General features: G+C 64.0%; 18 protein-coding genes and 1 tRNA gene. 7 read left to right on the plus strand and 12 right to left on the minus strand.

The window, feature by feature from the left end:
• Positions 1-3: 3 nt before the first annotated feature.
• The 4 genes from phnE (RBB18_RS18450) to phnC form a co-directional block, all read right to left on the minus strand.
• Positions 4-1,323 carry a phosphonate ABC transporter, permease protein PhnE gene (phnE, locus tag RBB18_RS18450; RefSeq protein ID WP_306111901.1) on the minus strand — a complete coding sequence of 440 codons (1,320 nt, stop codon included), beginning with the start codon at positions 1,321-1,323 and terminating at the stop codon, positions 4-6.
• Between the two features lie 11 nt (positions 1,324-1,334).
• Positions 1,335-2,222 carry a phosphonate ABC transporter, permease protein PhnE gene (gene phnE, locus RBB18_RS18455; protein WP_306111894.1) on the minus strand — a complete coding sequence of 296 codons (888 nt, stop codon included), beginning with the start codon at positions 2,220-2,222 and terminating at the stop codon, positions 1,335-1,337.
• Between the two features lie 68 nt (positions 2,223-2,290).
• Entirely contained in the window at positions 2,291-3,196 is a 906-nt protein-coding gene (gene phnD / locus RBB18_RS18460) for a phosphonate ABC transporter substrate-binding protein (protein WP_103762056.1), read from the minus strand.
• Between the two features lie 72 nt (positions 3,197-3,268).
• The gene (gene phnC / locus RBB18_RS18465) at positions 3,269-4,063 is read right to left on the minus strand and encodes a phosphonate ABC transporter ATP-binding protein (RefSeq protein WP_103762482.1); all 795 of its coding nucleotides are present in this window, start codon (positions 4,061-4,063) and stop codon (positions 3,269-3,271) included.
• Between the two features lie 168 nt (positions 4,064-4,231).
• Between phnC and RBB18_RS18470 the strand changes: the two genes are divergently transcribed.
• Together RBB18_RS18470 and RBB18_RS18475 are read left to right on the plus strand one after the other, a co-directional pair.
• Positions 4,232-4,768, plus strand: a complete 537-nt coding sequence (locus RBB18_RS18470) for a TetR/AcrR family transcriptional regulator (protein WP_103762481.1) — start codon at positions 4,232-4,234, stop codon at positions 4,766-4,768.
• Complete coding sequence (locus RBB18_RS18475) at positions 4,768-5,160, plus strand: META domain-containing protein (protein ID WP_103762055.1); 393 nt, start codon at positions 4,768-4,770, stop codon at positions 5,158-5,160. Before RBB18_RS18470 ends, RBB18_RS18475 begins: the two co-directional genes overlap by 1 nt.
• 60 nt (positions 5,161-5,220) lie before the next feature.
• Here the strand turns inward: RBB18_RS18475 and RBB18_RS18480 are convergent, their stop codons facing one another.
• On the minus strand, positions 5,221-6,447 hold the full coding sequence (locus RBB18_RS18480) for a sorbosone dehydrogenase family protein (protein WP_306111895.1): 1,227 nt from the start codon (positions 6,445-6,447) through the stop codon (positions 5,221-5,223).
• A gap of 254 nt (positions 6,448-6,701) precedes the next feature.
• A complete protein-coding gene (locus tag RBB18_RS18485; protein WP_306111896.1) occupies positions 6,702-6,995 on the minus strand; it encodes a DUF1330 domain-containing protein in 294 nt (97 codons plus the stop codon).
• Between the two features lie 132 nt (positions 6,996-7,127).
• On the opposite strand from RBB18_RS18485, the gene RBB18_RS18490 reads away from it, so the two are divergent.
• Positions 7,128-8,126: an LLM class flavin-dependent oxidoreductase gene (locus RBB18_RS18490; RefSeq protein WP_306111902.1), complete on the plus strand. Its 999-nt coding sequence runs from the start codon at positions 7,128-7,130 to the stop codon at positions 8,124-8,126.
• A gap of 124 nt (positions 8,127-8,250) precedes the next feature.
• On the opposite strand, the gene recO is transcribed toward RBB18_RS18490, so the two are convergent.
• Positions 8,251-8,985 carry a DNA repair protein RecO gene (gene recO / locus RBB18_RS18495; protein WP_103762052.1) on the minus strand — a complete coding sequence of 245 codons (735 nt, stop codon included), beginning with the start codon at positions 8,983-8,985 and terminating at the stop codon, positions 8,251-8,253.
• Positions 8,986-9,138: 153 nt separating this feature from the next.
• Here recO and RBB18_RS18500 point away from each other — a divergent pair, with 153 nt between their 5' ends.
• Positions 9,139-12,198: a VWA domain-containing protein gene (locus tag RBB18_RS18500; protein WP_306111897.1), complete on the plus strand. Its 3,060-nt coding sequence runs from the start codon at positions 9,139-9,141 to the stop codon at positions 12,196-12,198.
• A gap of 286 nt (positions 12,199-12,484) precedes the next feature.
• On the opposite strand, the gene RBB18_RS18505 is transcribed toward RBB18_RS18500, so the two are convergent.
• The 5 genes from RBB18_RS18505 to RBB18_RS18525 all read right to left on the minus strand — a co-directional run bounded on the left by RBB18_RS18505 (position 12,485) and on the right by RBB18_RS18525 (position 16,957).
• A complete protein-coding gene (locus tag RBB18_RS18505) occupies positions 12,485-12,817 on the minus strand; it encodes a DUF1491 family protein (protein WP_103762050.1) in 333 nt (110 codons plus the stop codon).
• A gap of 49 nt (positions 12,818-12,866) precedes the next feature.
• Positions 12,867-13,775: a GTPase Era gene (era, locus tag RBB18_RS18510; RefSeq protein WP_103762049.1), complete on the minus strand. Its 909-nt coding sequence runs from the start codon at positions 13,773-13,775 to the stop codon at positions 12,867-12,869.
• A gap of 59 nt (positions 13,776-13,834) precedes the next feature.
• Complete coding sequence (locus RBB18_RS18515; protein ID WP_103762048.1) at positions 13,835-14,821, minus strand: NAD(P)H-binding protein; 987 nt, start codon at positions 14,819-14,821, stop codon at positions 13,835-13,837.
• 141 nt (positions 14,822-14,962) lie between these two features.
• The gene (locus tag RBB18_RS18520; protein ID WP_371931679.1) at positions 14,963-16,729 is read right to left on the minus strand and encodes an ABC transporter transmembrane domain-containing protein; all 1,767 of its coding nucleotides are present in this window, start codon (positions 16,727-16,729) and stop codon (positions 14,963-14,965) included.
• A 154-nt stretch (positions 16,730-16,883) separates the two neighbouring features.
• A tRNA-Gly gene (locus RBB18_RS18525) sits at positions 16,884-16,957 on the minus strand.
• A gap of 229 nt (positions 16,958-17,186) precedes the next feature.
• On the opposite strand from RBB18_RS18525, the gene RBB18_RS18530 reads away from it, so the two are divergent.
• The 3 genes from RBB18_RS18530 to RBB18_RS18540 all read left to right on the plus strand — a co-directional run bounded on the left by RBB18_RS18530 (position 17,187) and on the right by RBB18_RS18540 (position 22,024).
• Positions 17,187-18,935 carry a sigma-54-dependent Fis family transcriptional regulator gene (locus RBB18_RS18530; RefSeq protein ID WP_306111899.1) on the plus strand — a complete coding sequence of 583 codons (1,749 nt, stop codon included), beginning with the start codon at positions 17,187-17,189 and terminating at the stop codon, positions 18,933-18,935.
• Positions 18,936-19,075: 140 nt separating this feature from the next.
• Complete coding sequence (locus tag RBB18_RS18535; protein WP_306111900.1) at positions 19,076-20,875, plus strand: NAD(P)/FAD-dependent oxidoreductase; 1,800 nt, start codon at positions 19,076-19,078, stop codon at positions 20,873-20,875.
• Between the two features lie 96 nt (positions 20,876-20,971).
• A complete protein-coding gene (locus tag RBB18_RS18540; RefSeq protein WP_103762044.1) occupies positions 20,972-22,024 on the plus strand; it encodes a 2,3-butanediol dehydrogenase in 1,053 nt (350 codons plus the stop codon).
• Positions 22,025-22,392 lie beyond the last annotated feature (368 nt).

The raw sequence follows: 22,392 nt of genomic DNA on the forward strand, positions 1-22,392 counted from the left end.
GCCCTAGTGCCCCGCGTCATCCGACTGGATCAGCCGCCGCCGCAGCATCCCCGACACCCAGTCCATGAAGATCACCATCAGCACGACCAGGACGATGTAATAGGTCACCTCTTCCCAATCCTTCTGGGTGATGATCGCCTGCGTCAACAACAAGCCAATCCCACCCCCGGTGATCGCGCCGATGATGGTGGCCGACCGCGTGTTGCTCTCCAGGTAATACAGCACCTGGCTCAGCAGGACCGGCGTCACCTGCGGAATGACACCGAACCGATACCGCTGCACCGGCTTGGCGCCCGTCGACTGCACACCCTCGATCTGCTTCTCGTCCACGTTCTCCAGCGCCTCGGAAAACAGCTTCCCGAACGAGCCTGTGTCCGTCAGCAATATCGCCAGCGCGCCCGTCAACGGCCCCAGCCCGAACGCCCGCGTCAGCACGATGGTCCAGATCAGCGCATCGACCCCGCGCAGGAAGTCGAACAGACGCCGGAACGCGAAGCGTACCGTCTTCAGCGGGGCAAAGTTCTTGGCCGCTATGAACGCGACGGGCAGCGCCACTATGGCCGCCCCCATCGTGCCCAGGAACGCCATCAGGATGGTCTCGAAAATGGCCCACATCACGTCCGAATGCCGCCACATCTCGTTATACCAGAAATCGTCCCAGATCTCGCCCGCCTCGCCACTGAACGCGCGGCCAATCACCTGTCCGAAACTCATCCCGTGATAGGGGCTGTCCAGCGTGAAGAAAAACAGCTCCCAGCCGGTGAAGTACCGAAACACCTCCGCCCGGTTGCGCGTGACCGACAAGCGCCCCGCCTCGGTCGTGATCGCCAGCCGGTTCTTGGAACTGTTGATCCACTCCGGCAGATCGCCGTCCGGAAACTCCTGCACCACGCCCTGGCTGCGGCTGGGCGTCGCCCGGATCACTCCGTATCCCGGCACGTCATAGCTGATCGTCTCGGGGCCAAAGACCACCATGTGACCGTCCCCAAGGTCGATCACCGTGTCACGTCCCAGTTCCACCCACTCAGGCGCCTCGCCCTCGGGATATTCGCCTTTCCGCTCACCCTCGATGGCCACCTCGACGCTGGCATCGCGGTTGTCCCGCGTCACGTGCACCTTGTAGCTATAGGTATCCGCCACCAGCGCCCGCGCGTTCTCGGCGCTCGCCCTCTGCATCAGCCCCGGCACGTCGAAGGCGAAAAACACATAGACGAAATAGGCCAGGATCAGCGCCGGCACGCCAAAGGCCACCATCCGCTTGCGCTGAAACAGCGTGGCCGTCTGCGCCATCAGCGCATCGGTATCGGTCACCTTGGTGTTCATCGACGTCGCGCTCATCGGTGCATCTCCACCTTGCGTCCGTGAACCAGCCGGTCCCGGAAATGGCTCGACAGCTGGTCGAACAGGATGATCGTGGCAAACAGCATCAGGAACATCGCCGCCGCCTCGTCATAGCGCCCCTGCCCCCAGCTGATCGCGTTCTTCAGCTCGTAGCCAAGGCCCCCCGCGCCCACGAAGCCAAGGATCGCCGAGGCACGGATATTGATCTCGAACCGCATCAGCGCATAGCTCAGCCAGTTCGGCGCCACCTGCGGCACCACCCCCAGCATCATCCGCTGGCTCCACGTCGCACCCACCGATGCCAGCCCGTCCAGCGGCTTCAGCGACGCGTTCTCGTTCACTTCCGAGAACAGCTTGCCCAGCGCCCCCGACGTGTGGAACGCAATCGCGATCATCGCCGGCACCGGCCCGCCGCCCAGCACGAAAATCAGGATCAGCGCGATCACGATCTCGGGCACCGCGCGGGTGATGTCCATGATCCGCCGGAACACCGGCACCAGCCTCGGGAACCGCGCCAGCCCGCGGGTGGACAAGAGCGAAAGCACGACCGCCGCCAATGCACCCACCAGCGTACTGACCGCGGCGATGTTCACCGTCTCCAGCAGCGCTGGGAAAAACGTCACGAAATGCGCCGGAAGCTGCCCGATCTTCTCCACAGCCTCGGCCACCACCTCGCCGGGATAATCAAAGAAATTGTCCAGCCCCCCGATGAAGGACCCGCCATTGCGCTCTTCGGCGAGGCGAAACCCCGACACCATCAACAGGATGAAGACCAGCAACGTGATCCCCGAATAAAGCCGCCGCCTCGACACCTGCGCCATGTAGGTCGCCTGCATGTCGCTCAGCGGCCGCGCGCCGCCGGATTGGGTCACATCTGCCATGAAGCCTCTCGGGAAATATGCAAATGGCGGGCCCGCTCGCGGGGCCCGCCATCTATGATGTGTCGCATTTATTGCGACTTGGACTTGCGCGCCTCGATGATCGACAGGTACGCGTCGTGGTCGATCGGATCGAAGCCCAGGCTTTCGCCGGCCGAGATCGAGTAGGTGCAGTCCTTGTCGGTCTCGTACATGCCGTCGACCAGGGCGACCATCGTCTCTTTCACGTCCGCGGGCAGCGACTTGCGCAGCACGATCGGGCCTTCCGGGATCGCCTTGGACTTCCAGATTTCCACCAGGTCGTTCATGTCGACAAGACCCGCATCCACGGCCTTGCGCAGCGCGCCGGAGTTATAGCCGTCTTCCCAGTTGCCCTGGCCGTCGGCCCAGGTCACGCCGGCGTCGATGTCGCCGTTGTTGACCGCAACGATGGTCTGCTCGTGACCGCCGGTGAACTTCACTTCACCGAAATAGTCGCCGGATTCCATCGTGATCTCGTCCGAGCTTTGCGGGATCTCGATCGACGGGATCAAATAGCCCGAGGTCGAGTTCGGGTCACCGAAGCCGAAAACCTTGCCCTGCATATCTTCCAGCGAGGTGATGCCGCTGTCCTTGCGGGCAAAACCGATCGAATGATAACCGTAAGAGCCGTCGAGGTTGATCTTGACCAGCACCGGCTCGACCGCCTCGGGGTCCTGCAGATAGGTCGCCGCATAGCCCGACGCGCCCAGCCAGGCCATGTCCAGCGTGCCGCCGACAAGGCCCTGGATCACACCGGCATAGTCGGCCGGGGCAAACAGCTTCGTTTCCACGCCCAGCGCTTCCTCGGTGTAGTTCTTCAGGCACTCGTGCGAGCTCAGCCGGTCCTGGGCGTTCTCGCCGCCAAGAATACCGATGCGGAACTCTTCGATTTCCTGGGCCATGACAGGCGCGGTCATGGCAGTGGTGGCCGCAAGGGCAGCAATCAGTTTCTTCATCTTGGTCCTCCAGTCGGGTTGTTGCCACCGGCCCCCGTGACCGGCGTGCAGATGAATTTCAGGGTCGTAGGGTCAGGCAATCTCGCGCTCCGGCGTTTCGATCGCGGTCGAGGTCGCGGCCTCGGAAAAGCCTGCGTCGGCGCCATAGATGTCGCGCGCCACGCCGGTGGTCAGCTGTTCGGGCGTGCCGTCGAACACCATCCGCCCGTCGCGCATGCCGATCACCCGGTCACAGTACTTGCGGGCCGTATCCAGCGTGTGCAGGTTCGCCACCACGGTACGGCCGTCTTCCTCGTGGATGCGCCGCAGGTCGTCCATGACCAGCTGCGCGTTCATCGGGTCGAGGCTGGCAATCGGCTCGTCGGCCAGCACGATCTTGGGCTCCTGCATAAGCGCCCGCGCGATGGCGACGCGCTGCTGCTGGCCGCCGGAAAGGGCCTCCGCCCGCTTCGGCGCGTGCTCGGCAATGCCCAGCCGGTCGAGGATGGCGATGGCACGGTAGATATCGGCCTGCGGGTAAAGGTTGAACATCGTCGCAAAGGTGGACCGGCGATTGAGCGTGCCGTGCAGCACGTTGCTCACCACGTCCATGCGCGGCACCAGGTTGAATTGCTGGAAGATCATCGCGCAATCCGACTGCCACGCACGCTTCTCGGCACCTCGCAGGGCGGTCACGTTCCGGCCCTCGAACACGATGCTGCCATTGCTGGCATCGGTCAGCCGGTTCAGCATCCGCAGCAAGGTCGACTTGCCTGCCCCCGACCGGCCGATAATGCCGATCATGGCGGGTCTCTCCACGCTGAACGTGATGTTGTCCACGGCCTTGTGCTGGCCAAAAACCTTCGTCAGCTTGGTAATCTCAAGCACGCTCATGTCCCCCGGTCGTTCGGCGCACACCTACGCAGGGTTTCAGAAGCTTCTGTGACGCTGCGATAAAACTTTTGTAACGCGCGCCGGTCCGCGACACTTTGCGCGCCCATGCTGCATCGCGGCGGAACGCTTGCATTGCGCCCTGCGCGGGCGTATCCCGAAATCATGGCACGCGCATCCACACGTCTGAAGTCCAGCGACTGGCTCTCCGCCGGGCTCGATGCGCTATCCGAACTCGGCCCGACCGCGCTCAAGGCCGAACCGCTGGCGGTGCGCCTGGGCGTCTCGAAGGGCTCGTTCTACTGGCATTTCCGCGACGTGCCAGCCTATCACGACGCCCTGCTGGCCGCGTGGCGCGACGACAGCATCGCCCGCCTGCCCGACCTGATGAATGACGGCGGCACCGAGGTGGCCCGCCTGCGCAACCTCGCCCAGGCGTTTGCGGCCCCCGACGCCACCGAACCCGCCCTGCGCGCCTGGGCCAATTCCGACGACATCGCCCGGGCCGCGGTCAACGATGTCGACGACGCCCGCCTCGCCGCGCTGCAGAACCTGCTCTCCGAGGTCGGCATCGACAACCCAGAGATGGCCCGCATCCTCTATGCCTCGGCCATCGGCATGACGTCGCTGGGCAATGCCAGCCCGGCGGATCATATCAGCGCCATAGGCTCGCTCGTCGACCTGGTGCTGGCCCTGCGGTGATGCGCGGCCTGCTGACGGTGCCCTTGGTGGTGTCCCTGGTGAATTGCAGCGGCGATGAAACCCTCTCGGGCCACGGCGCGGCGGACAAGACGTGGCAGCTCACGGAAATCGACGGCACCGCCTTCGACGCGACTGCCACCATCACCTTCCCCGAGGAAGGCAAGATCGTCGGTGAGGCGCCCTGCAACCGCTACTTCGCCGCGCAGCTGCAACCCTACCCGTGGTTCGAAGCCGCCGAGATCGGCACCACCCGCCGCGCCTGTCCCGAACTTGACCGCGAGACCGCGTTTCTGGACGCGCTCGGTGCCATGAGCCTCGCGGAAGTCACCGAATCCACGCTGATCCTCAGCACCCCAGAGGGCCGCGAGATGATCTTCCGCGCCGTCGATTGAGGCTTGCCGGATAAAAAACGCCCGCGCCCGAACAGGAGCGCGGGCGATCATTCTACATGGTTACTGCATGCTTTCTGCGGTCACCTTATAGATCGTGCCCTCATCCGTGGCGACATAGAGCGCGTTATCGGGCCCCATGGCAAGACCACGGAATCTCTCTGAAAAGCCAAGCGGCATCCGTGTGATGGTGTTGATGCCCATGCCATCATCCGTGAGGCTGATCATGTCGATCCTGGACCCGATCGGCGTGTCACCGAACCCGATTCCCATGATGCCGACGGCCAGGCGACCCTCGTAGATGCCCCAGTTTTCCCCTGTGAGAAACGCGGCCGACCCGGTGCCCTGAGAGAACCCGTTGTTGTTCCACGACGGCGGCATCAGGTCATCAAACCGCGTGTCGCTCATCGGGGTGTAGGCCGCGCGGATCGCCGGGTCCATGCCTTCCGTCTGGTTCGGCTCATAGCCACAGTACTCATCCGGGCACTCGCCCCGGCCACCCGTGTTCTGGGCAGGATCCCATCCGGCATTGCCACCGTTCACAAGCGCCGTGATCTCGTCGTTATGCCACGGCCCGTGCTCTGCGGTGAAAGCTCGGCCGTCGCTCGGGCGGAAATCGATGCCTTGCACGTTCCTGTGCCCGTAGGTGTAGATGCGCGGGTCATAACCTTCGGGGGGATTGTTGTCGGGATGGGCATTGCCGTCCCCGTCGATCCTCAGGACCTTACCGCAAAGCAGTTCGCCATCCTGCGGACAGATCCCCCTGTGACGATCACCACCCGTGACCCAAAGAAATCCATCCGGTCCAATGCGGAGCCTGCCGCCGTTATGCGCGCCCGGCCCGCCAAAGGGCTGATCGGAATCGAACGGCTTGTACTGGATATCCGTAACGATGTCGGTTCTGTCGGACACGCTTGTCAGGTCATCGCTGACCGTGAACTTCATCACGATGTTGCCGTCACACCGCTCGAAGTTGGTCTTGCAGCCATCGCCGTGATACTTGTCCGATGTCGAGTAGAGGTAAAGCGTGCGGTTTTCCGCGAAATCGCTATCCGGTGCCACGCCAAGCATACCGGCCTGCCCTTCGCAGAAAAGGTCACTGCCGGTATCCGCGTAGCCTTCGGTATCCTTCATGCCGTAGAGCGCATTCACGGTTCCATCCGGCGTTCTGACCGAAAGGCCATCGCATTTTTCGGTGAAGAACATCGTGCCGTCCGGCAGAAAAGCCATGTCCCAGGGGGCGTCCAACTCCTCCAGGACAGCCGATGGCGTAATTTTCGGTACGTCCATCGCTCCGTCGTTTCCCTGCGCAAATGCAGCGGGTGCCGCGGTCGTCACAACTAGTGCCGCGACGGCAGATAAAAGCCGTTGTTCCATGGTAGTCCTCCCATTCGTCTATTTTTTTCGTTTAGAGTGTATGATGCTCGGACGAACACAACTTAAGCGTCAAGAAAAATCTCGGTTATGGCGGAAACTGTACCGCATGAAAGTCGGTGGGCATGGATCGTAGAAAACGGCGGCATGACCGGCACGGCACACCCGCGTCAGGCCAGCGCGTCGACCAGAACGGCGTTCAGTTCCGAACCTGACCGGCGTAGCACTGCCAGTTCCTGAAACGCGTCCGACTGCCAGAATGCCCGCGCATGAGCGCGATCGGGAAATTCCAGGATAAAGGCCGCGTCGGGCAACGCACCCTCGCCCTCCAACCGGTCCGGGTTACCGCCCCGCACCAGGAACCGGCCCTCATGCGCCGCCACGACGTCCGGAATCCTGGCGAAATACGCCTCCATCCAGTCCCGGCTATGAATCTCCATCTGCCCGATCACGTATGCCGCCATGGCCCTGCCCTCCGTCCGATCCGCCAATCCTAGGCCGCACGCGGCAGCACGCGCAATGCCACCGGCGCGCCGCACGGTTGTTCTCGGGCCCCTCAACCCCCAAATGACATCCAACAGATGAAAGGCCCCGCCATGCGCTATTCCGTCCTCGATCTCGCCCCCGTGCCCGAAGGCCACGACACCGCGACCGCGATTTCCAACAGCCGCGATCTGGCCATCGCGGCCGAGAATATGGGCTATCACCGCTTCTGGCTGGCCGAGCATCACAACATGCCCGGCATCGCCAGCGCCGCCACGTCGGTCCTGATCGGCCATATCGCCGAAGCGACGACCACCATGCGCGTCGGCGCGGGCGGCGTCATGCTGCCCAACCACGCGCCGCTCACCATCGCCGAGCAGTTCGGCACGCTCGCCACCATCCATCCCGGCCGCATCGACCTTGGCCTCGGGCGCGCACCCGGCGGCGACATGGCCGTGGCCCGCGCCCTGCGCCGCGGGCTCGAGGCCGACCGCTTTCCCGATGACGTGGTCGAACTCATGGGCTACTTCGCCGATGCCGATCCCGCCGCGCCGGTCGCCGCCCATCCCGGCCAGGGCACCCATGTGCCGGTCTGGATCCTCGGCTCCAGCCTCTACGGCGCGCAACTGGCGGCGCATCTGGGCCTGCCTTACGCCTTCGCCTCGCATTTCGCGCCCGACGCGCTCGATCAGGCGCTCGAGATCTACCGCACCCGGTTCCAGCCCTCGACCCAGCTCGACCGGCCCTACTTCATGCTCGCCGCCAACGTCTTTGCCGCAGACAGCGACGCCGAGGGCGCCTACCTGCGCACCTCCATGCAACAGGCCTTCGCCCGCCTGCGCACCGGCCAGCCCGGCAAACTGCCCGTCCCGGTCGAGGATATCGAGGCGGCCATCGGCCCCCAGATGACCGACGGCGTGAACCACGCCTTGCGCGTCTCCGCGACCGGGTCGCCTGCGACCGTCCGCGCCCAGCTTGCCGCCCTAAAGGACCGCTACCAGCCCGACGAGATGATCCTGACCGGCCAGATCCACGACCACGCCGCACGGGTCAACTCGTTCCGCATCGCCGCCGAGATCCTGCAGGACATGACCACCGCCGACGCCGCCTGAGAGCGGGCCAGAGTTTTAAGCCGCGCGATAGCCAGACCGCCCGGACGGGCTGGCGATCGCGCGGCGGCCTACGGCCTTGAGTCCGCGCGGTGCACGATCGGCCACTTGCCGAATAACCGCCCTTTCACCGCTCCGCCACCTGCTCCAGCCGCCGGATCAGCCGCGCCCGCGCCTCTGGCAGCGGCTTGTGCCCCATCTCCGGCGCCAGGTGGTTCATCAGGAAATACCCGGTCACCCCTAGCCCCTCCAATATCTCGCCATCGCCGCACACCCCCTCGCCCAACAGCGGCGCGGGCAGCGGCAACAGCTTGTCGGCCCACTCACCGGCCCCGGCCCGTGACACCGCCCGACCCGTGCGCGGCGAAATGAAACTCAGGTCATTCGCCTGCCGCCCCAGCACCGCGCATTCCGACAGGTCCAGCCCGAACCCCATCTCGTCCAGCAGCGCCATCTCCCACTTCAGGTAGGCCAGCGGCCACACATCCCCCTGCCCCAGCAGGTCCAGCAGCGCCTCGGTCTGTCCGTAAAGCCGCCCATGCGCTTCGCGTTCCGGCAAGCAGAACAGTAGCAAGGACGTGACCGCGTTCAGCCCCGCCAGCGCCACCCGGTCCCCCAGCGATGCTGCGGCGCGCGACCGCACCGGCTCCACCGTGAACGCGCCCAGGTGATCTTCCAGCCGCGCTTTCCACGTCACGTCGACCTGCCCCCCGGGCTGCAAAACCGGCGCCATCTTGCGCGACGCCCCGCCGCGCACCACGCCCGCATGCCGGCCCTTCAGGGGGGTGAACACCTCCAGGATCGCCGCCGCCTCACCATGCGGGCGGCTGGCCAGCACTATGCCTTCGTCACGCCATTCCATGACACTGCTCCGCCTTCCGAACGGCCATAGGACATCAAAAGATGAACCCTGCCAAGGCCCACCCCGACCCACGGTCTGGAAATCCGGACATGACCGGGGGCCAAAGGTATGCTTATCTGCCCCCGAATTGATTTTACGAAAAGGGGGTTCTCGATGCCATTTTCCACCACCCGCGCCCTGGCGCTGACCACCACGCTTCTGGCCGCCCCGGCGGCGCTGGCCAATGACAACGTCATGGTCGTGTTCGACGGCTCCAATTCCATGTGGGGCCAGATCGACGGCACCGCCAAGATCGAGATCGCCCGCGATGTCATCGACAACCTCCTGGGCGACTGGGCCGACGACCGCAGCGTCGGCCTCATGGCCTACGGCCACCGCAGCCGCGGCGACTGCACCGATATCGAGGTCATCGTCGAGCCTGGCGCGGCCCAGCGCAGCGAAATCCTGGATCGCATCAAGTCCATCACCCCCACGGGCAAGACCCCCCTGACCGACGCCGTGGAACAGGCGGCTACACAGCTTTCGTACACCAACCGCCCCGCCACCGTGGTCCTCATCTCCGACGGTCTGGAAAGCTGCGAGCGGGACCCGTGCGAGCTGGCCCGCGCGCTGGAAAAAGGCGGCGTCGGCTTTACCGCCCACGTGGTGGGCTTCGGCCTCGGCGCGGACGAAGATACCGCGTCTCTCTCTTGCATCGCCGAGGAAACCGGCGGGCAATACATCCAGGCCTCCAACGCCGACGAACTGGGCGCGGCCCTCTCCGCCGTCGCCACCGCCGTCGCCGAACCGGAGCCCGAGCCCGAACCGCAGGCGCCCGAGGTGACCGTCGACGCGCCCGACACCGCCGTCGCCGGCAGCCCCACCACCATCACCTGGGACCCCACGGTGAGCGAGGCCGATTACATCGCCGTCGCCCCCGCTGGCTCCCCCGAAACGGAACTTGGCCAATACACCCGCATCGGCAAGAACACCGAAGTCACCATCGCCATGCCCGGCGAGCCGGGCGCCTACGAGGCCCGCTATTACAGTACCGAGACCAAAACCGTCCTCGGCACCGACCCGGTCGAGATCACGCCAGCCCAGGTCACCCTGCAAGCCGCCGACACCGTCCAGACCGGCAGCCCGGTCACCGTCAGCTGGTCGCCCACCATAAACCCGCGCGACTATATCGCCATCGTCCCTGTCGGCGCCGATGCCGGCACGCTGGCCAATTACCGCGCCATCAACAAGCACGAGAGCTTCGACCTCACCTCCCCCGCCGACCCCGGAATGTACGAGATCCGCTACATCCTCAACGTCGACAGCCGCACCGTCGCCAGCCGGCCTATCGAGGTGGCCGACCCGCAGGTCACGCTCCAGACCCCCGAAACCGCCCTCACCGGCGCCGAAATCCCGGTCAGCTGGTCCGGCACGGTCAACGCCAAGGACTATATCACCATCGTCCCCATGGGCGCGGACGAAGGCACCTACACCAACTACTTCCCCGTCCGCGACGACAGCTCCGGTCGCCTTCTGGCCACTGCCGACCCCGGCATGCACGAGATCCGCTACATCCAGCGCGAAGGCACCAAGACGCTCGCCAGCGCCACCATCGAACTGCTGACGCCCGAGGTCACGCTCAGCGGCCCGGCCACCGCCGTCACCGGCGCGCAAGTCCCGGTCAGCTGGACCGGCACCGTGAACGCCAAGGACTACATCACCATCGCGCCGGTGGGCGCCGATGCCGGAACCTATGGCAGCTATCAGCCGGTGCGCGACGACGACACCGTGACGCTCACCATGCCCTCCGACACCGGCATGTACGAACTGCGCTACGTCCTGCGCGAAGGCCCGCGCGTGCTGGCATCCGCCCCGATCGAGGTGACCAACCCCGAGGTCACTGTCTCCGGCCCTGAAACCGTCGCCACCGGCGCACAGTTCACCGTCTCCTGGACCGGCACGGTCAACCCCAAGGATTACGTCACCATCGTCCCCGTGGGGGCCGACCCCGACACCTTCGGCAGCTACCAGCCCGTCCGCGACGACAGCGAGACGCGCCTGGTCGCCCCGTCGGATACCGGCATGTACGAATTGCGCTATCTCCTGCGCGAAGGCCCCAAGGTCATGGCCACCGCCATGATCGAGGTCACCGAGCCGCAGGTTACCGTCTCCGGTCCCGAAACCGTCAGCACGGGCGCGCAGTTCACCGCCCGCTGGACAGGCGCGGTCAACCCAAAGGACTATGTCACCATCGTCCCCGTCGGCGCCGCGGAGAACGAGTTCGGCAACTACCAGGTCGTCCGCGACAACACCGAGACCACGCTGACCGCGCCCTCGGACACCGGCATGTACGAACTGCGCTACCTTCTGCGCGAAGGCCCCAAGGTCATGGCCACCGCCATGATCGAGGTCACCGAACCGCAGGTCACAATCTCCGGCCCTGACAGCGCCGCCACGGGCGCGTCGGTCACCGTGGAATGGACCGGCACCGTGAACCCGCAGGACTACGTCGTCGTCGTCCCCGCCGGTGCGCCGGAAAACGAATTCGGCAACTACCAGGTGGTACGCGACGCCTCAAAGGTGGCGCTCACCATGCCCGCCGATCCGGGCATGTACGAGTTGCGCTACCTGATGCGCGAAGGCCCCAAGGTGCTGGCCACCGCCATGATCGAACTGACCCCGCCCGAGGTCACGGTCACCGGCCCCGAACAGATCCGCGCAGGCGACGATATCACCGTGGACTGGACCGGCACGGTCGCCACCAACGACTACATCAACCTCGTCCCGATGGGCGCGGCGGACGACAAATTCGGCACGTACATCTCGGTGCGCGAAGCCACGTCCGCCACCCTCAAGGCCCCGGCCGAGACCGGCCTCTACGAGGTGCGTTACGTCCTGCGCGAAGGCACCCGCGTCCTGGCCCGCCACACGGTCGAGGTGCTGGCCGAGGACGCCGCCCTCAACACCGGCGCCGCCCTCACCGCCCCCGACAGCGCGGCCCCCGGCAGCACCATCGACGTCGGCTGGCAGGTGGACAGCAACAGCGCCGACCAGCGCATCACGCTGGCGCGCGGCAACCAGGCGATCTTCACCTGGCTCCAGGCGGTCAAGATCACCGACGGCGCCACCACCGCGCAGATCGACCTGCCATCCGAGCCCGGAGTCTACGAACTGCGCTTCCTCGACGTCGCGGGGCAAGAGGTTCTGGCCCGCAAGGTCATCACGGTGGAATAATCACGCCGCGTGAGAGTTAGACCGTCCGAGCGGTCCGGCTCTCACGCGCCAATATCCGCACCCGTCCCGGGCTTGACCCGGGACCTCCCTGCTTCGGGGCGATCCGCCGCGCACGTCGCATTAACTACCGCTTCATTGCGCGCGCCCCGTTAACCCGCCAAAACCGTGAAAAACGCACCGTCGCCATACCACCCGGATACCGACGCGATACCGACGTTCCGTTTCCGCCCAAACCGATCCCATCAACCTTTGTAGGGTGGGTGACAACCCACGCGCCCCGGGGGCGCTAATCCTTCAATCCCGGTTCGTCCAACAGGTGCCGCCCCTGACGGTCCTCCACCTCGACCACCCAAAGATCGGGATCGAAAGACCGCTGTTTCGCCACGGCCTGATCGACGTCCCGCTCGTCCCCCTCGGCCAGCGTAACCCAAGTCCGCGCGCCGCTCATCAGGTCGAAAGAGCGTTGAAAAACAGCCGCTTGCCCATCCAGCGTGTTCAGCTTCACCAGCACCGCCCCGCCGGTGTCATCGCCATGCGCCACCACGAAGGCCGGGATATCCATCAACCGCAGCCGTGCCAGGTAGGCGTGCACCCAGAACTCCGCCGTCAGTCGGCTCATGGCGCCTCCCGCCCCGGACTTCGATCCGGGGCATCTGCGTCAAGGCCGATCACCCGTTCCCGTCCTTGAAATCAAGGCCCATCTCGGAATAGCGCTCCGCCTCGTCCAGCCAGTTCGGTCGCACTTTGACTTGCGTGAACAGGTGAACCCGCCGCCCCAGGAACTCTTCCAGCTCGGTGCGCGCCGCCTGGCTAACCGCCTTGATTGTCTCGCCTTTTTTGCCCAGCACGATCCCCTTGTGACCGTCGCGCATGACATAGATCACCTGGTCGATCCGTGCCGACCCGTCCTCGCGCTCTTCCCAGTTCTCGGTCTCCACCGTCAACTGATAGGGCAGTTCCTGGTGCAGCCGCAGGGTCAGCTTTTCGCGCGTCATCTCGGCAGCGATCATCCGCATCGGCAGGTCCGCAATCTGGTCCTCTGGATAAAGCCAAGGCCCCTCGGGCATCTCCTTCGCCAACCACTTGCGCAGGTCCTCGACACCATGCCCCTTCTCGGCGGAAATCATGAAAGTCTCCACGAAATCATGCCGTTCATTCAGTTCCTTGGTCAGCCCCAACAGCACCTCGGACTGCACCCGGTCGATCTTGTTGATCGCCAGCGCCACGCGCCGCCCCTTGGGCAATTCATCCAGCCCGTCCAGGATCTTCTCGACCCCTTCGGTCACGCCCCGATGCGCCTCGACCAGCAGGACGACCACGTCCGCATCCGCCGCGCCGCTCCAGGCCGCGGCGACCATCGCCCGATCCAGCCTGCGGCGCGGCGCGAACAGCCCCGGCGTATCGACGAAGACAAGCTGCGCGTCGCCTTCGATCGCAACCCCCCTGATACGCGCGCGGGTGGTCTGCACCTTGTGCGTCACGATGCTGACCTTCGCGCCCACCATGCGGTTGAGCAGCGTGGACTTGCCCGCATTGGGCTCCCCGATGAGGGCGATGAAACCGGCGCGTTGGGTCATGATGCGAAGCCTTTTGTCATAAGGGCTTCCCCTACCCGATCCGCATGCGCTTGACCAGTTCAGAACACCGCATGGTCGCCCCGCTCCAGCACGATCTCACCCGCCGCGAGCCTTGCATAGAAGTCCCCCAAACGGTCCTGCCCGAATTCCGGCGTGGCGTCAGCATCATAGCATTGCCGGGTGTCATCCCAGACCAGCATAGACTCGGTCGCGTAGTACCGCCCGATCCGCGCCAGCTCCGTCTTGGCCCGGGCGCGCCTGTTTAACCTTCCGGTAACACTCAGTGTGGCAATGATAGCATCAAGCAAACCCACGGGCACCCGCTTCATCCGGAACGGCACGCCCAGCGAATCGGCCAGCAACCGGCCCTGTTCTTCGGGCGTCAGCGCCGGACCGGGCCCGCCCACCGGCAGGATGCGGTTGTCACAGGCCGGATTCGTCAGCGCGTTCACCAAGAATTGCGCCAAATCGGCGTCGCTTATCGGCTTGCAGGCAGTCAACCGGCCGTCACCGAATGCAAGGTACGGCTTGCCTGCGCGCATCCTGTCCACCTGCCCGGACAGCGATTTGAAAAATGCCGTCGGACGCACGATCACGTGGCACAGGTCCGAGGCCTGCAATTCCGCCTCGAAGGCCAGCTTGGCCTTCTGGAACGCCAGCACCGGCTTCTGCACGCAGATCGCCGACAACAACACGAAACGGCGCACCTCCCGTGCCTTCGCCGCTCGCAAGGCCGCCGCGTTCAGCCCATGATCCACTGCCCACGCATCGCCGGGCGCGCCCGACCGCGACGCCAGGCAACTGATCACCACATCGGCCCCGTGCATCGCCTCGGCCAAAAGATCCGGCGCCGACACGTCCCCGACGACGCACCGAACGCGTTCGGATACCGCCGGGTCCGCGCGACGCAGCGGGCAGATCACATCATGCGCATCCGCCAGCAACGCCTCAAGAACCGCCCGCCCGATCGTGCCGCTCGCGCCCAAAAGCACAACACGCACCGACGCGCCCGAGGGCTTTGAAAGGTAGGCTGGATCGTCTTGCATCAATGAAACCCGGTCATGGCTTGCCAAGACTACACCAAGCCACGGTTGCAAACCAAACGAGGAGCACTCACGGTCGGCGCACCGCTGAAATCCTTTCAAAAAGGATTTGCCAAAAGCTTTCACAAAGCTTTTGGCCCCGCCTTACGCCGCCGCCCCGTCCGTGAACTGCAACCGCGCCAGCCGGGCATACAGCCCGTCCTCGGCCACCAGGCTGTCATGCGTGCCTTCCGCCACGATGCGCCCCTGCTCCATCACGATGATCCGGTCGGCCTTCTTCACCGTGGCCAGCCGGTGCGCCACGATCACCGTCGTACGATCCTTGGCCAGCCCGTCGACCGCCTGCTGCACCGCCCGTTCGCTCTCGGCATCCAGCGCCGAGGTCGCCTCGTCCAGCAACAGCACGGGTGCATCCCGCAGGATCGCGCGGGCAATCGCCACCCTTTGTTTCTGCCCGCCCGACAGCATCACACCGCGCTCGCCCAGGTACGTGTCATACCCCTCCGGCAACGCCATGATGAACTCGTGTGCCGCGGCAGCCCTTGCCGCGGCCTCGACTTCGGAATCCTCTGCGTCGATCCGCCCGAACCGGATGTTGTCCCGCGCCGAGGCGGCAAAGATCACCGGTTCCTGCGGCACCAGCGACAGTTCCGCCCGGAAGTCCGGTCGCGCCATCTGATCGAGCGGTACACCGTCCAGCGTCACCTGCCCCGATTGCGGGTCATAAAAACGCTGGATCATCTGGATGATCGTGGTCTTGCCCGCCCCGGACGGCCCCACAAGCGCCACCGTCTCCCCGGGTTCGATTACCAGGTTCAATTCATGCAGCGCCGGGGCATCCGGCCTCGTGGGATAGGTGAAGCTGACATTCTCGAAGGCGACGCGCCCCTTGACCGGACGCGGCAGCGTCTCGGGCCGGACCGGATCCTGTACCTCGTCCTCGGCCTGCAACAGCTCCACCAGCCGTTCCGTCGCCCCGGCCGCCCGCTGCAACTCCCCCCAGATCTCCGACAGGGCCGCCACGCCACCGGCCACCATGACCGAGTAGATGACGAACTGCACAAGTGTGCCCGCCGTCATCTCGCCGGCGCGAACGTCCCGCGCCCCGATCCAGAGCACGCAGACAATGCCCGTAAACACAAGGAAAATAACGATAACCGTCATCAGCGCCCGCACCCAGATACGCCGCCGGGCCACGTCAAAGCTCCGCTCCGTCACGTCCGAGAACGCCGCCCGGCTGGCCCCTTCGTGGGTGAAGGCCTGCACCGTCTGCACGTTCAAGAGCGCCTCGGAGGCATTGCCTGAACTGGCCGCGATCCAGTCCTGGTTCTCTCGGCTCAATTTGCGCAGCCTCCGCCCCAGCGTCAGGATCGGCACGATGATCAGCGGCACCAAGAGCAGCACCATCCCGGTCAGCTTGGCCGAGGTGAACAGCATCAGCGCCAGCCCGCCCGCAAAGATCAGCAAGTTCCGAAGCGCGATCGAAATCGACGATCCGATCACCGAAAGGATCAGCGTCGTATCCGTGGTCACGCGGCTCAGGATCTCGCCCGTCATGGTACGCTCGTAAAAGGCCGGGCTCAGCCCGATCACCTTGTCGAACACCGCCTTGCGCATGTCCGCCACCACCCGTTCGCCGAGCCGCGTCACCAACGCATAGCGCAGCCCCGTTCCGATGGCGAGCAGCCCCGCAATACCGACCGCGGCCAGAAAATATCTGTCCAGGATTGCCCCGTCCTCGACCGAGAAATTATCGACCACGCGCCGCACTGCCAAGGGCAGCACCAGCGAAACACAGGCCGTCATCACAAGTGCCAGTACCGCCAATGCCAGCAATCGTCGGTAAGGTTGCAAAAACGGCCAGAGTTCCGACAGCACCCCCATGCGCTTCGACCCCTCCCGCTCGATCATGTCTGCGCCGTTTTCGGCCCGTCTTACCATGGATCCCCGCGCGTATTTTTCGTCCGGCCCTTGTCATGGCCGGGCACGTCGCCGGGGTCAAGGGTGTAACCCCCACGCGGACAATCGGGCACAGCTATCGAAAGGCAGTAAGGCGTCGGAAAACTGGAGCGGGCGACGGGAATCGAACCCGTATCATCAGCTTGGAAGGCTGAGGTCTTACCATTACACAACGCCCGCTCAACAATTCAGAGGAGTATTTCATGCACTAGGCCGGGTCAAGCGCAACGTCAGCGAACGGCCCAGACCTGCCGTTCGGCATACCGGCGAAGTTTGACTGCTTTCCGTCCATCTCCTAAAGGACGTCGCCATGCAAACACGTTCAGTTCTATGTACCAGAACCTGATTAACGGTCTTCCTTTGTGCGGACATCTCTTGATCGTGCTATCGTGTTCGTCAGGAGGGTCTCATGGTTGAGCGTCATCATGTCGAGGAAATTGCGCAGGTTCTGGACGGTCACGCGTCTGGTCGAGACGGTTACGTGGATGCCTCCTGGCGTCGTTGCGTCGAGCTCTATGGAATGGACCCAACTCGCAGTGATCCAGCCCATATTGTAACGGACACGGAGTTTCGCATTCACCGCGATCAGGCTGATTGGATGATCGGCGCGGCGCGCTCCAGCCTGCAAAGCCTGTTTCGTCAGGTCACAGGACAGAACTACGTTCTGTTGTTGACTGATGCACAAGGCGTCTGTGTCGATTTTTTCGGCGACGATCTGTTTGTCGACGAGTTGCGCAACGCAGGTCTTTACCTCGGCTCGAACTGGTCCGAAGATATTGCTGGCACCTGCGGTGTCGGCGCTTGCATCTTCACCGGAGAGCCGGTGACCGTGCATCAGGACGATCACTTTGGAAACGCGCACACGGGGCTGTCATGTACCGCAGCGCCGATCTACGACAGCCTCGGGCAACTCGCGGCAGTGCTGGATATCTCTCTGCTGCGCTCTCCGGCCCCGAAAAGTAGCCAGAACCTTGCCATGTCCCTGGTTACGGCGGCCGCCAGGCGGGTCGAAATGGCGAATCTCATGGCAGCCAGCCGTCGCGAGTGGGTGCTGAGGTTTTCCTCCAGCCCCGAATTCCTCGACGTCGACCCGGAAGCGGCCGTATCACTCGATGGGTCAGGTCGGGTGATCGGGGCCACGCGCGCCGCAACACGGATGCTGTCGCGTGGCAAGAGCCTTATCGGTGAAAGGATCGACAGTCTTCTTGGATTGAACGTCGATGACCTGCCTGACCTGATGCGAGATCGCCCCACTGAAGAAAGAGTCGTGGCTTTGGGAGACGGAGGCGCCGTGTTCGGCCATGCTATATCGCCACAGGCTCCGCGCAGGGCGCACATGGGAGCGGAGGCTTCGGAAAAACGTGCGCTAAGCGGTTTCCATGCAACTCTGGCTGGAAGCGATCCAACCTTGATCCGGCTTTTGTCGCATGCGGACCGGCTCGCGCCGACGCAGGTGCCGTTGCTCATCTGCGGCGAAAGCGGCAGTGGCAAGACCAAGCTGGCCCGAGCCATTCACATGGCATCTCGACGCGGTCGTTTCGTTGCCATTGATTGTGCCGGAACGCACCCCGAAGAGATGCGTGACGCGCTTGCTGGACAGTCGGGGCCGGGCACGTTGCTGCTGCGCCGAATTGAGGATTTGCAGCCAGACACCGCACGGGTTCTGGCGGGCCTTTTGGATGCGCATTCGGATTTGCGCCCGATTTCGACCACCGCATTCTCGCCGTCTGACCTGATGACGCGGGAGATCATGCCATCTGCTCTTTATTTCCGCCTGTCCGGCGCCGCGCTGGAACTGCCGCCTCTGCGCGAAAGGCAGGACCTTGGCTGGTTGATTGACCGCCTGCTTGGGCGGCGCCGCGGCGGAGAAATGCGCCTGACGCCTTCGGCGCGGGCCGAACTGACTGCGCGCACCTGGCCAGGCAACCTGCGCGAACTTGGCAATGTACTGGATGTGGCCTGCGCAATGGCGGAAACCAACGTGATCGATCTGCCCGACCTACCTCCGGCCCCGCAGTCTCGCGCTCACGAGCAGGATCTGGAGGCGGTTCTGGACGCCTGTAACTGGAACATGGCCCGTGCCGCACGTCGATTGGGGGTGAACCGGTCAACGGTTCTGCGCCGCATCCGAAAAGAAGGGTTGCGCGCGCCCGACTGAGATGTTGCGCCTTGTTGCGTGTGCAACATGCTGGAGCGCGGCGATCACATATAGGGCGACATGTGCCGGATTTCCGTGGAATGGCCGCAGGTGCTTTCGCCACTCTGCCCTCATCACATTGCTGATGAGGAGGAACCGCAATGCTCGATTCGACAGTCACCTTACAGGTGCAAGAGGTGCTCGACAGCCTGAACGCTGCCTTGGAGGAAGGCGACGTGCAGGCAGCAAGCGCTCTGTTTGCCACCGACAGTTACTGGCGCGACCTGGTCGCCGTGACCTGGAACCTCAAGACGGTAGAAGGGCCGTCTGGCGTGCAGGACATGCTGACGGCGCAATTGAAACACACCAAGCCGCACGCTTTCGCTATTCAGGAAAGCGAAGCTCCCGGCGAGGATGGCGGTGTCGTCACCGCATGGATCACTTTTGAAACCGCCGTGGGCCGCGGTTGGGGCCTGATGCGCCTGAAGGATGGGCGAATCTGGACACTGTTGACCGCGCTGCAGGAATTGAAAGGCTTCGAGGAAAACAGCGGCAAGCGCCGCCCTATGGGCGCGGAACACGGCGCAGCCAAGAACCGCAAGTCGTGGAAGGAAAAGCGCGAAGCCGAAGCTGCCGAGCTTGGATATTCCGAGCAGCCATATACCGTGATTGTCGGTGGTGGGCAGGGCGGCATCGCCCTTGGCGCACGCCTGCGCCAACTCGGCGTACCGGCCATCGTTCTCGACAAGCACGACCGGCCCGGCGACCAGTGGCGGTCACGCTACAAGTCGCTCTGCCTGCATGACCCGGTCTGGTACGATCACTTGCCTTACATCAAGTTCCCCGAAAACTGGCCGGTCTTCACGCCCAAGGACAAGGTGGGCGACTGGCTGGAGATGTACACCAAGGTCATGGAGCTGAACTATTGGACCCGCTCCGAGGTGCAAAAGGCCAGCTATAACGAGGCCGCCGGCACCTGGACCGTCACCGTCAACCGCGACGGCGAAGAAATCACCTTGCATCCGACCCAGCTGGTGCTGGCCACGGGCATGTCCGGCAAGCCCAACATGCCGGACTTTCCCGGCATGGACAGCTTCACGGGCACGATCCAGCATAGTTCGCAGCACGAAGGCCCGGATGCCTGGAGTGGCAAGAAAGTGGTCGTCGTCGGGTCGAACAACTCGGCGCACGACATCTGTGCCGCGCTCTGGGAAGCAGATGCCGATGTCACGATGGTCCAGCGCTCGTCTACTCATATCGTGCGCTCCGATACCTTGATGGATATCGGCCTCGGCGCGCTCTACTCCGAGGAGGCGGTGGCCAACGGCGTGACGACCGAGAAGGCCGACATGATCTTTGCCTCCCTGCCATACCGGATCATGCATGAATTCCAGATCCCGCTCTATGACCAGATGCGCGAGCGGGATGCCGAGTTCTATGCCGGGCTCGAGAAAGCCGGATTTGATCTCGATTGGGGCGATGACGGGTCCGGCCTGTTCATGAAATACCTGCGCCGCGGCTCGGGATACTACATCGATGTGGGCGCCAGCCAGTTGATCATTGATGGCGACGTAAAGCTGGTGAAAGGCCAGGTGGAACGCTTTGACGCGACCGGTGTCGTGCTGTCGGATGGCACGCATCTGGACGCCGACCTGGTGGTCATGGCGACAGGATATGGCTCGATGAACGGCTGGGCCGCGGACCTGATCAGCCAGGACGTTGCAGACAAGGTTGGCAAGGTTTGGGGGCTCGGCTCCGACACCACCAAGGACCCCGGCCCGTGGGAAGGCGAGCAGCGCAACATGTGGAAGCCGACCCAGCAGGAAAACCTTTGGTTCCATGGCGGCAATCTGCACCAGTCTCGCCATTATTCCTTGTACCTTGCGTTGCAACTGAAGGCGCGGATGGAAGGCATCGCCACCCCTGTCTACGGCCTGCAAGAGGTGCATCACCTGTCGTGATACCGAGAACGGGCAGCGCCCGAGGATGCGCACCCAGGCGCCCGGCATCTACCTCCCGCCGGGCGCCCCCCCCCTGACTGACATTGGAGAAAAGACATGAAAGCAGCGCGTTGGCATGGCGTGAAGGATATTCGCGTCGAAGACACCCCCGAACCAAAACCGGGCAAGGGCGAAGTGAAGGTAAAGGTCGCATGGACCGGGATCTGCGGTAGCGACCTGCACGAGTATCTCGCCGGGCCAATATTCGTGCCCGTGGATGAAGACCACCCCCTGAGCCACGACAAGGCGCCGATAACCATGGGACACGAATATTGTGGTACCGTGGCGGAGCTGGGCGACGGCGTCACCGACCTTGCGGTGGGCGAGCGCGTCGCCATCGAACCGATCTTTGCCTGCGGAGAGTGCGCCGCTTGCCTGGAAGGCAAGTACAACTTGTGTGACAGCCTCGGTTTTGTCGGCCTGTCCGGCGGGCACGGTGGTTTTGCAACCTACAGCGTTGTCCCCGCCCGCATGGTGCACAAGATGCCTCAGGGGCTTTCCATGGAACAAGGTGCGCTCGTCGAGCCTGCTGCCGTCGCCCTGCACGCCGTGCGCCTTTCAAAGATCAAGGCGGGCGATAAGGCCGCGGTCTTCGGAGCGGGTCCAATCGGACTTCTGGTTGTGGAGTCGCTGCGCGTTGCAGGCGCGTCGGAGATTCACGTCGTGGAGCCCTCCGAGGTGCGGCGGCAAAAGGCGCTGGATCTCGGCGCGACGTCGGCGATCGATCCAACCGCGATGGACGCTGTCGCGGAGGTTCGAGAGGCTACGGGTGGGGTTCACGTTGCCTTCGAGGTAACCGGCGTGCCTCAGGTTCTGCCGCAATGCATCGACGCGACCCGCCACGAGGGACAGGTTCTTGTCGTGTCGATCTGGGAACAGGAGGCGTCCTTCCAGCCCAACACTGTCGTGCTCAAGGAGAGACAGTTGAAGGGCACCATCGCCTATCGCAATGTCTACCCGGCGGTCATGGCGCTTATGACGCAAGGGCACTTCAGCGCCGATCAACTGGTAACCAAGCGGATCCCTTTGGACGAGATCGTCGCAGAAGGCTTCGAAGCGCTTGCGGCGGAAAAGTCTCATGTGAAAATCCTGGTCGAAGCACCCGACTGACGTCCCGCTGCATCGGAAATCCGGCCGCCCCGATAACACGCCGCGGCCGGAGCCCCTTATAGGCGCAGCATGAAGGATCCAAGCGCTTCTGGGGTACACCCTTACGAAATGCGAGGAAACCCGGATTTCCACACTCGACCCGTACCGTAGGCGAAAGTACGAGTTCATGCGCCGTCCTGCGAGACCGCGCCCTTTCGCCTAAGGTACACTGCCGCGCAGTGCTGCCTGTCGTCACCAAAACAGCGGAGGTCAGCGTTTCACTATTCCCGCGTGAGTGGCATAAACGACCCTATGTATGTACCGGCTGCTGTTCGCAAATGATTTCTGGCATGTTCTCGGAAGTCGCTCATATGTATCCGGCCTGTTGG

It is taken from the genome of Roseovarius sp. MMSF_3298 (assembly GCF_030733705.1).
GTDB lineage: Bacteria > Pseudomonadota > Alphaproteobacteria > Rhodobacterales > Rhodobacteraceae > Roseovarius > Roseovarius confluentis.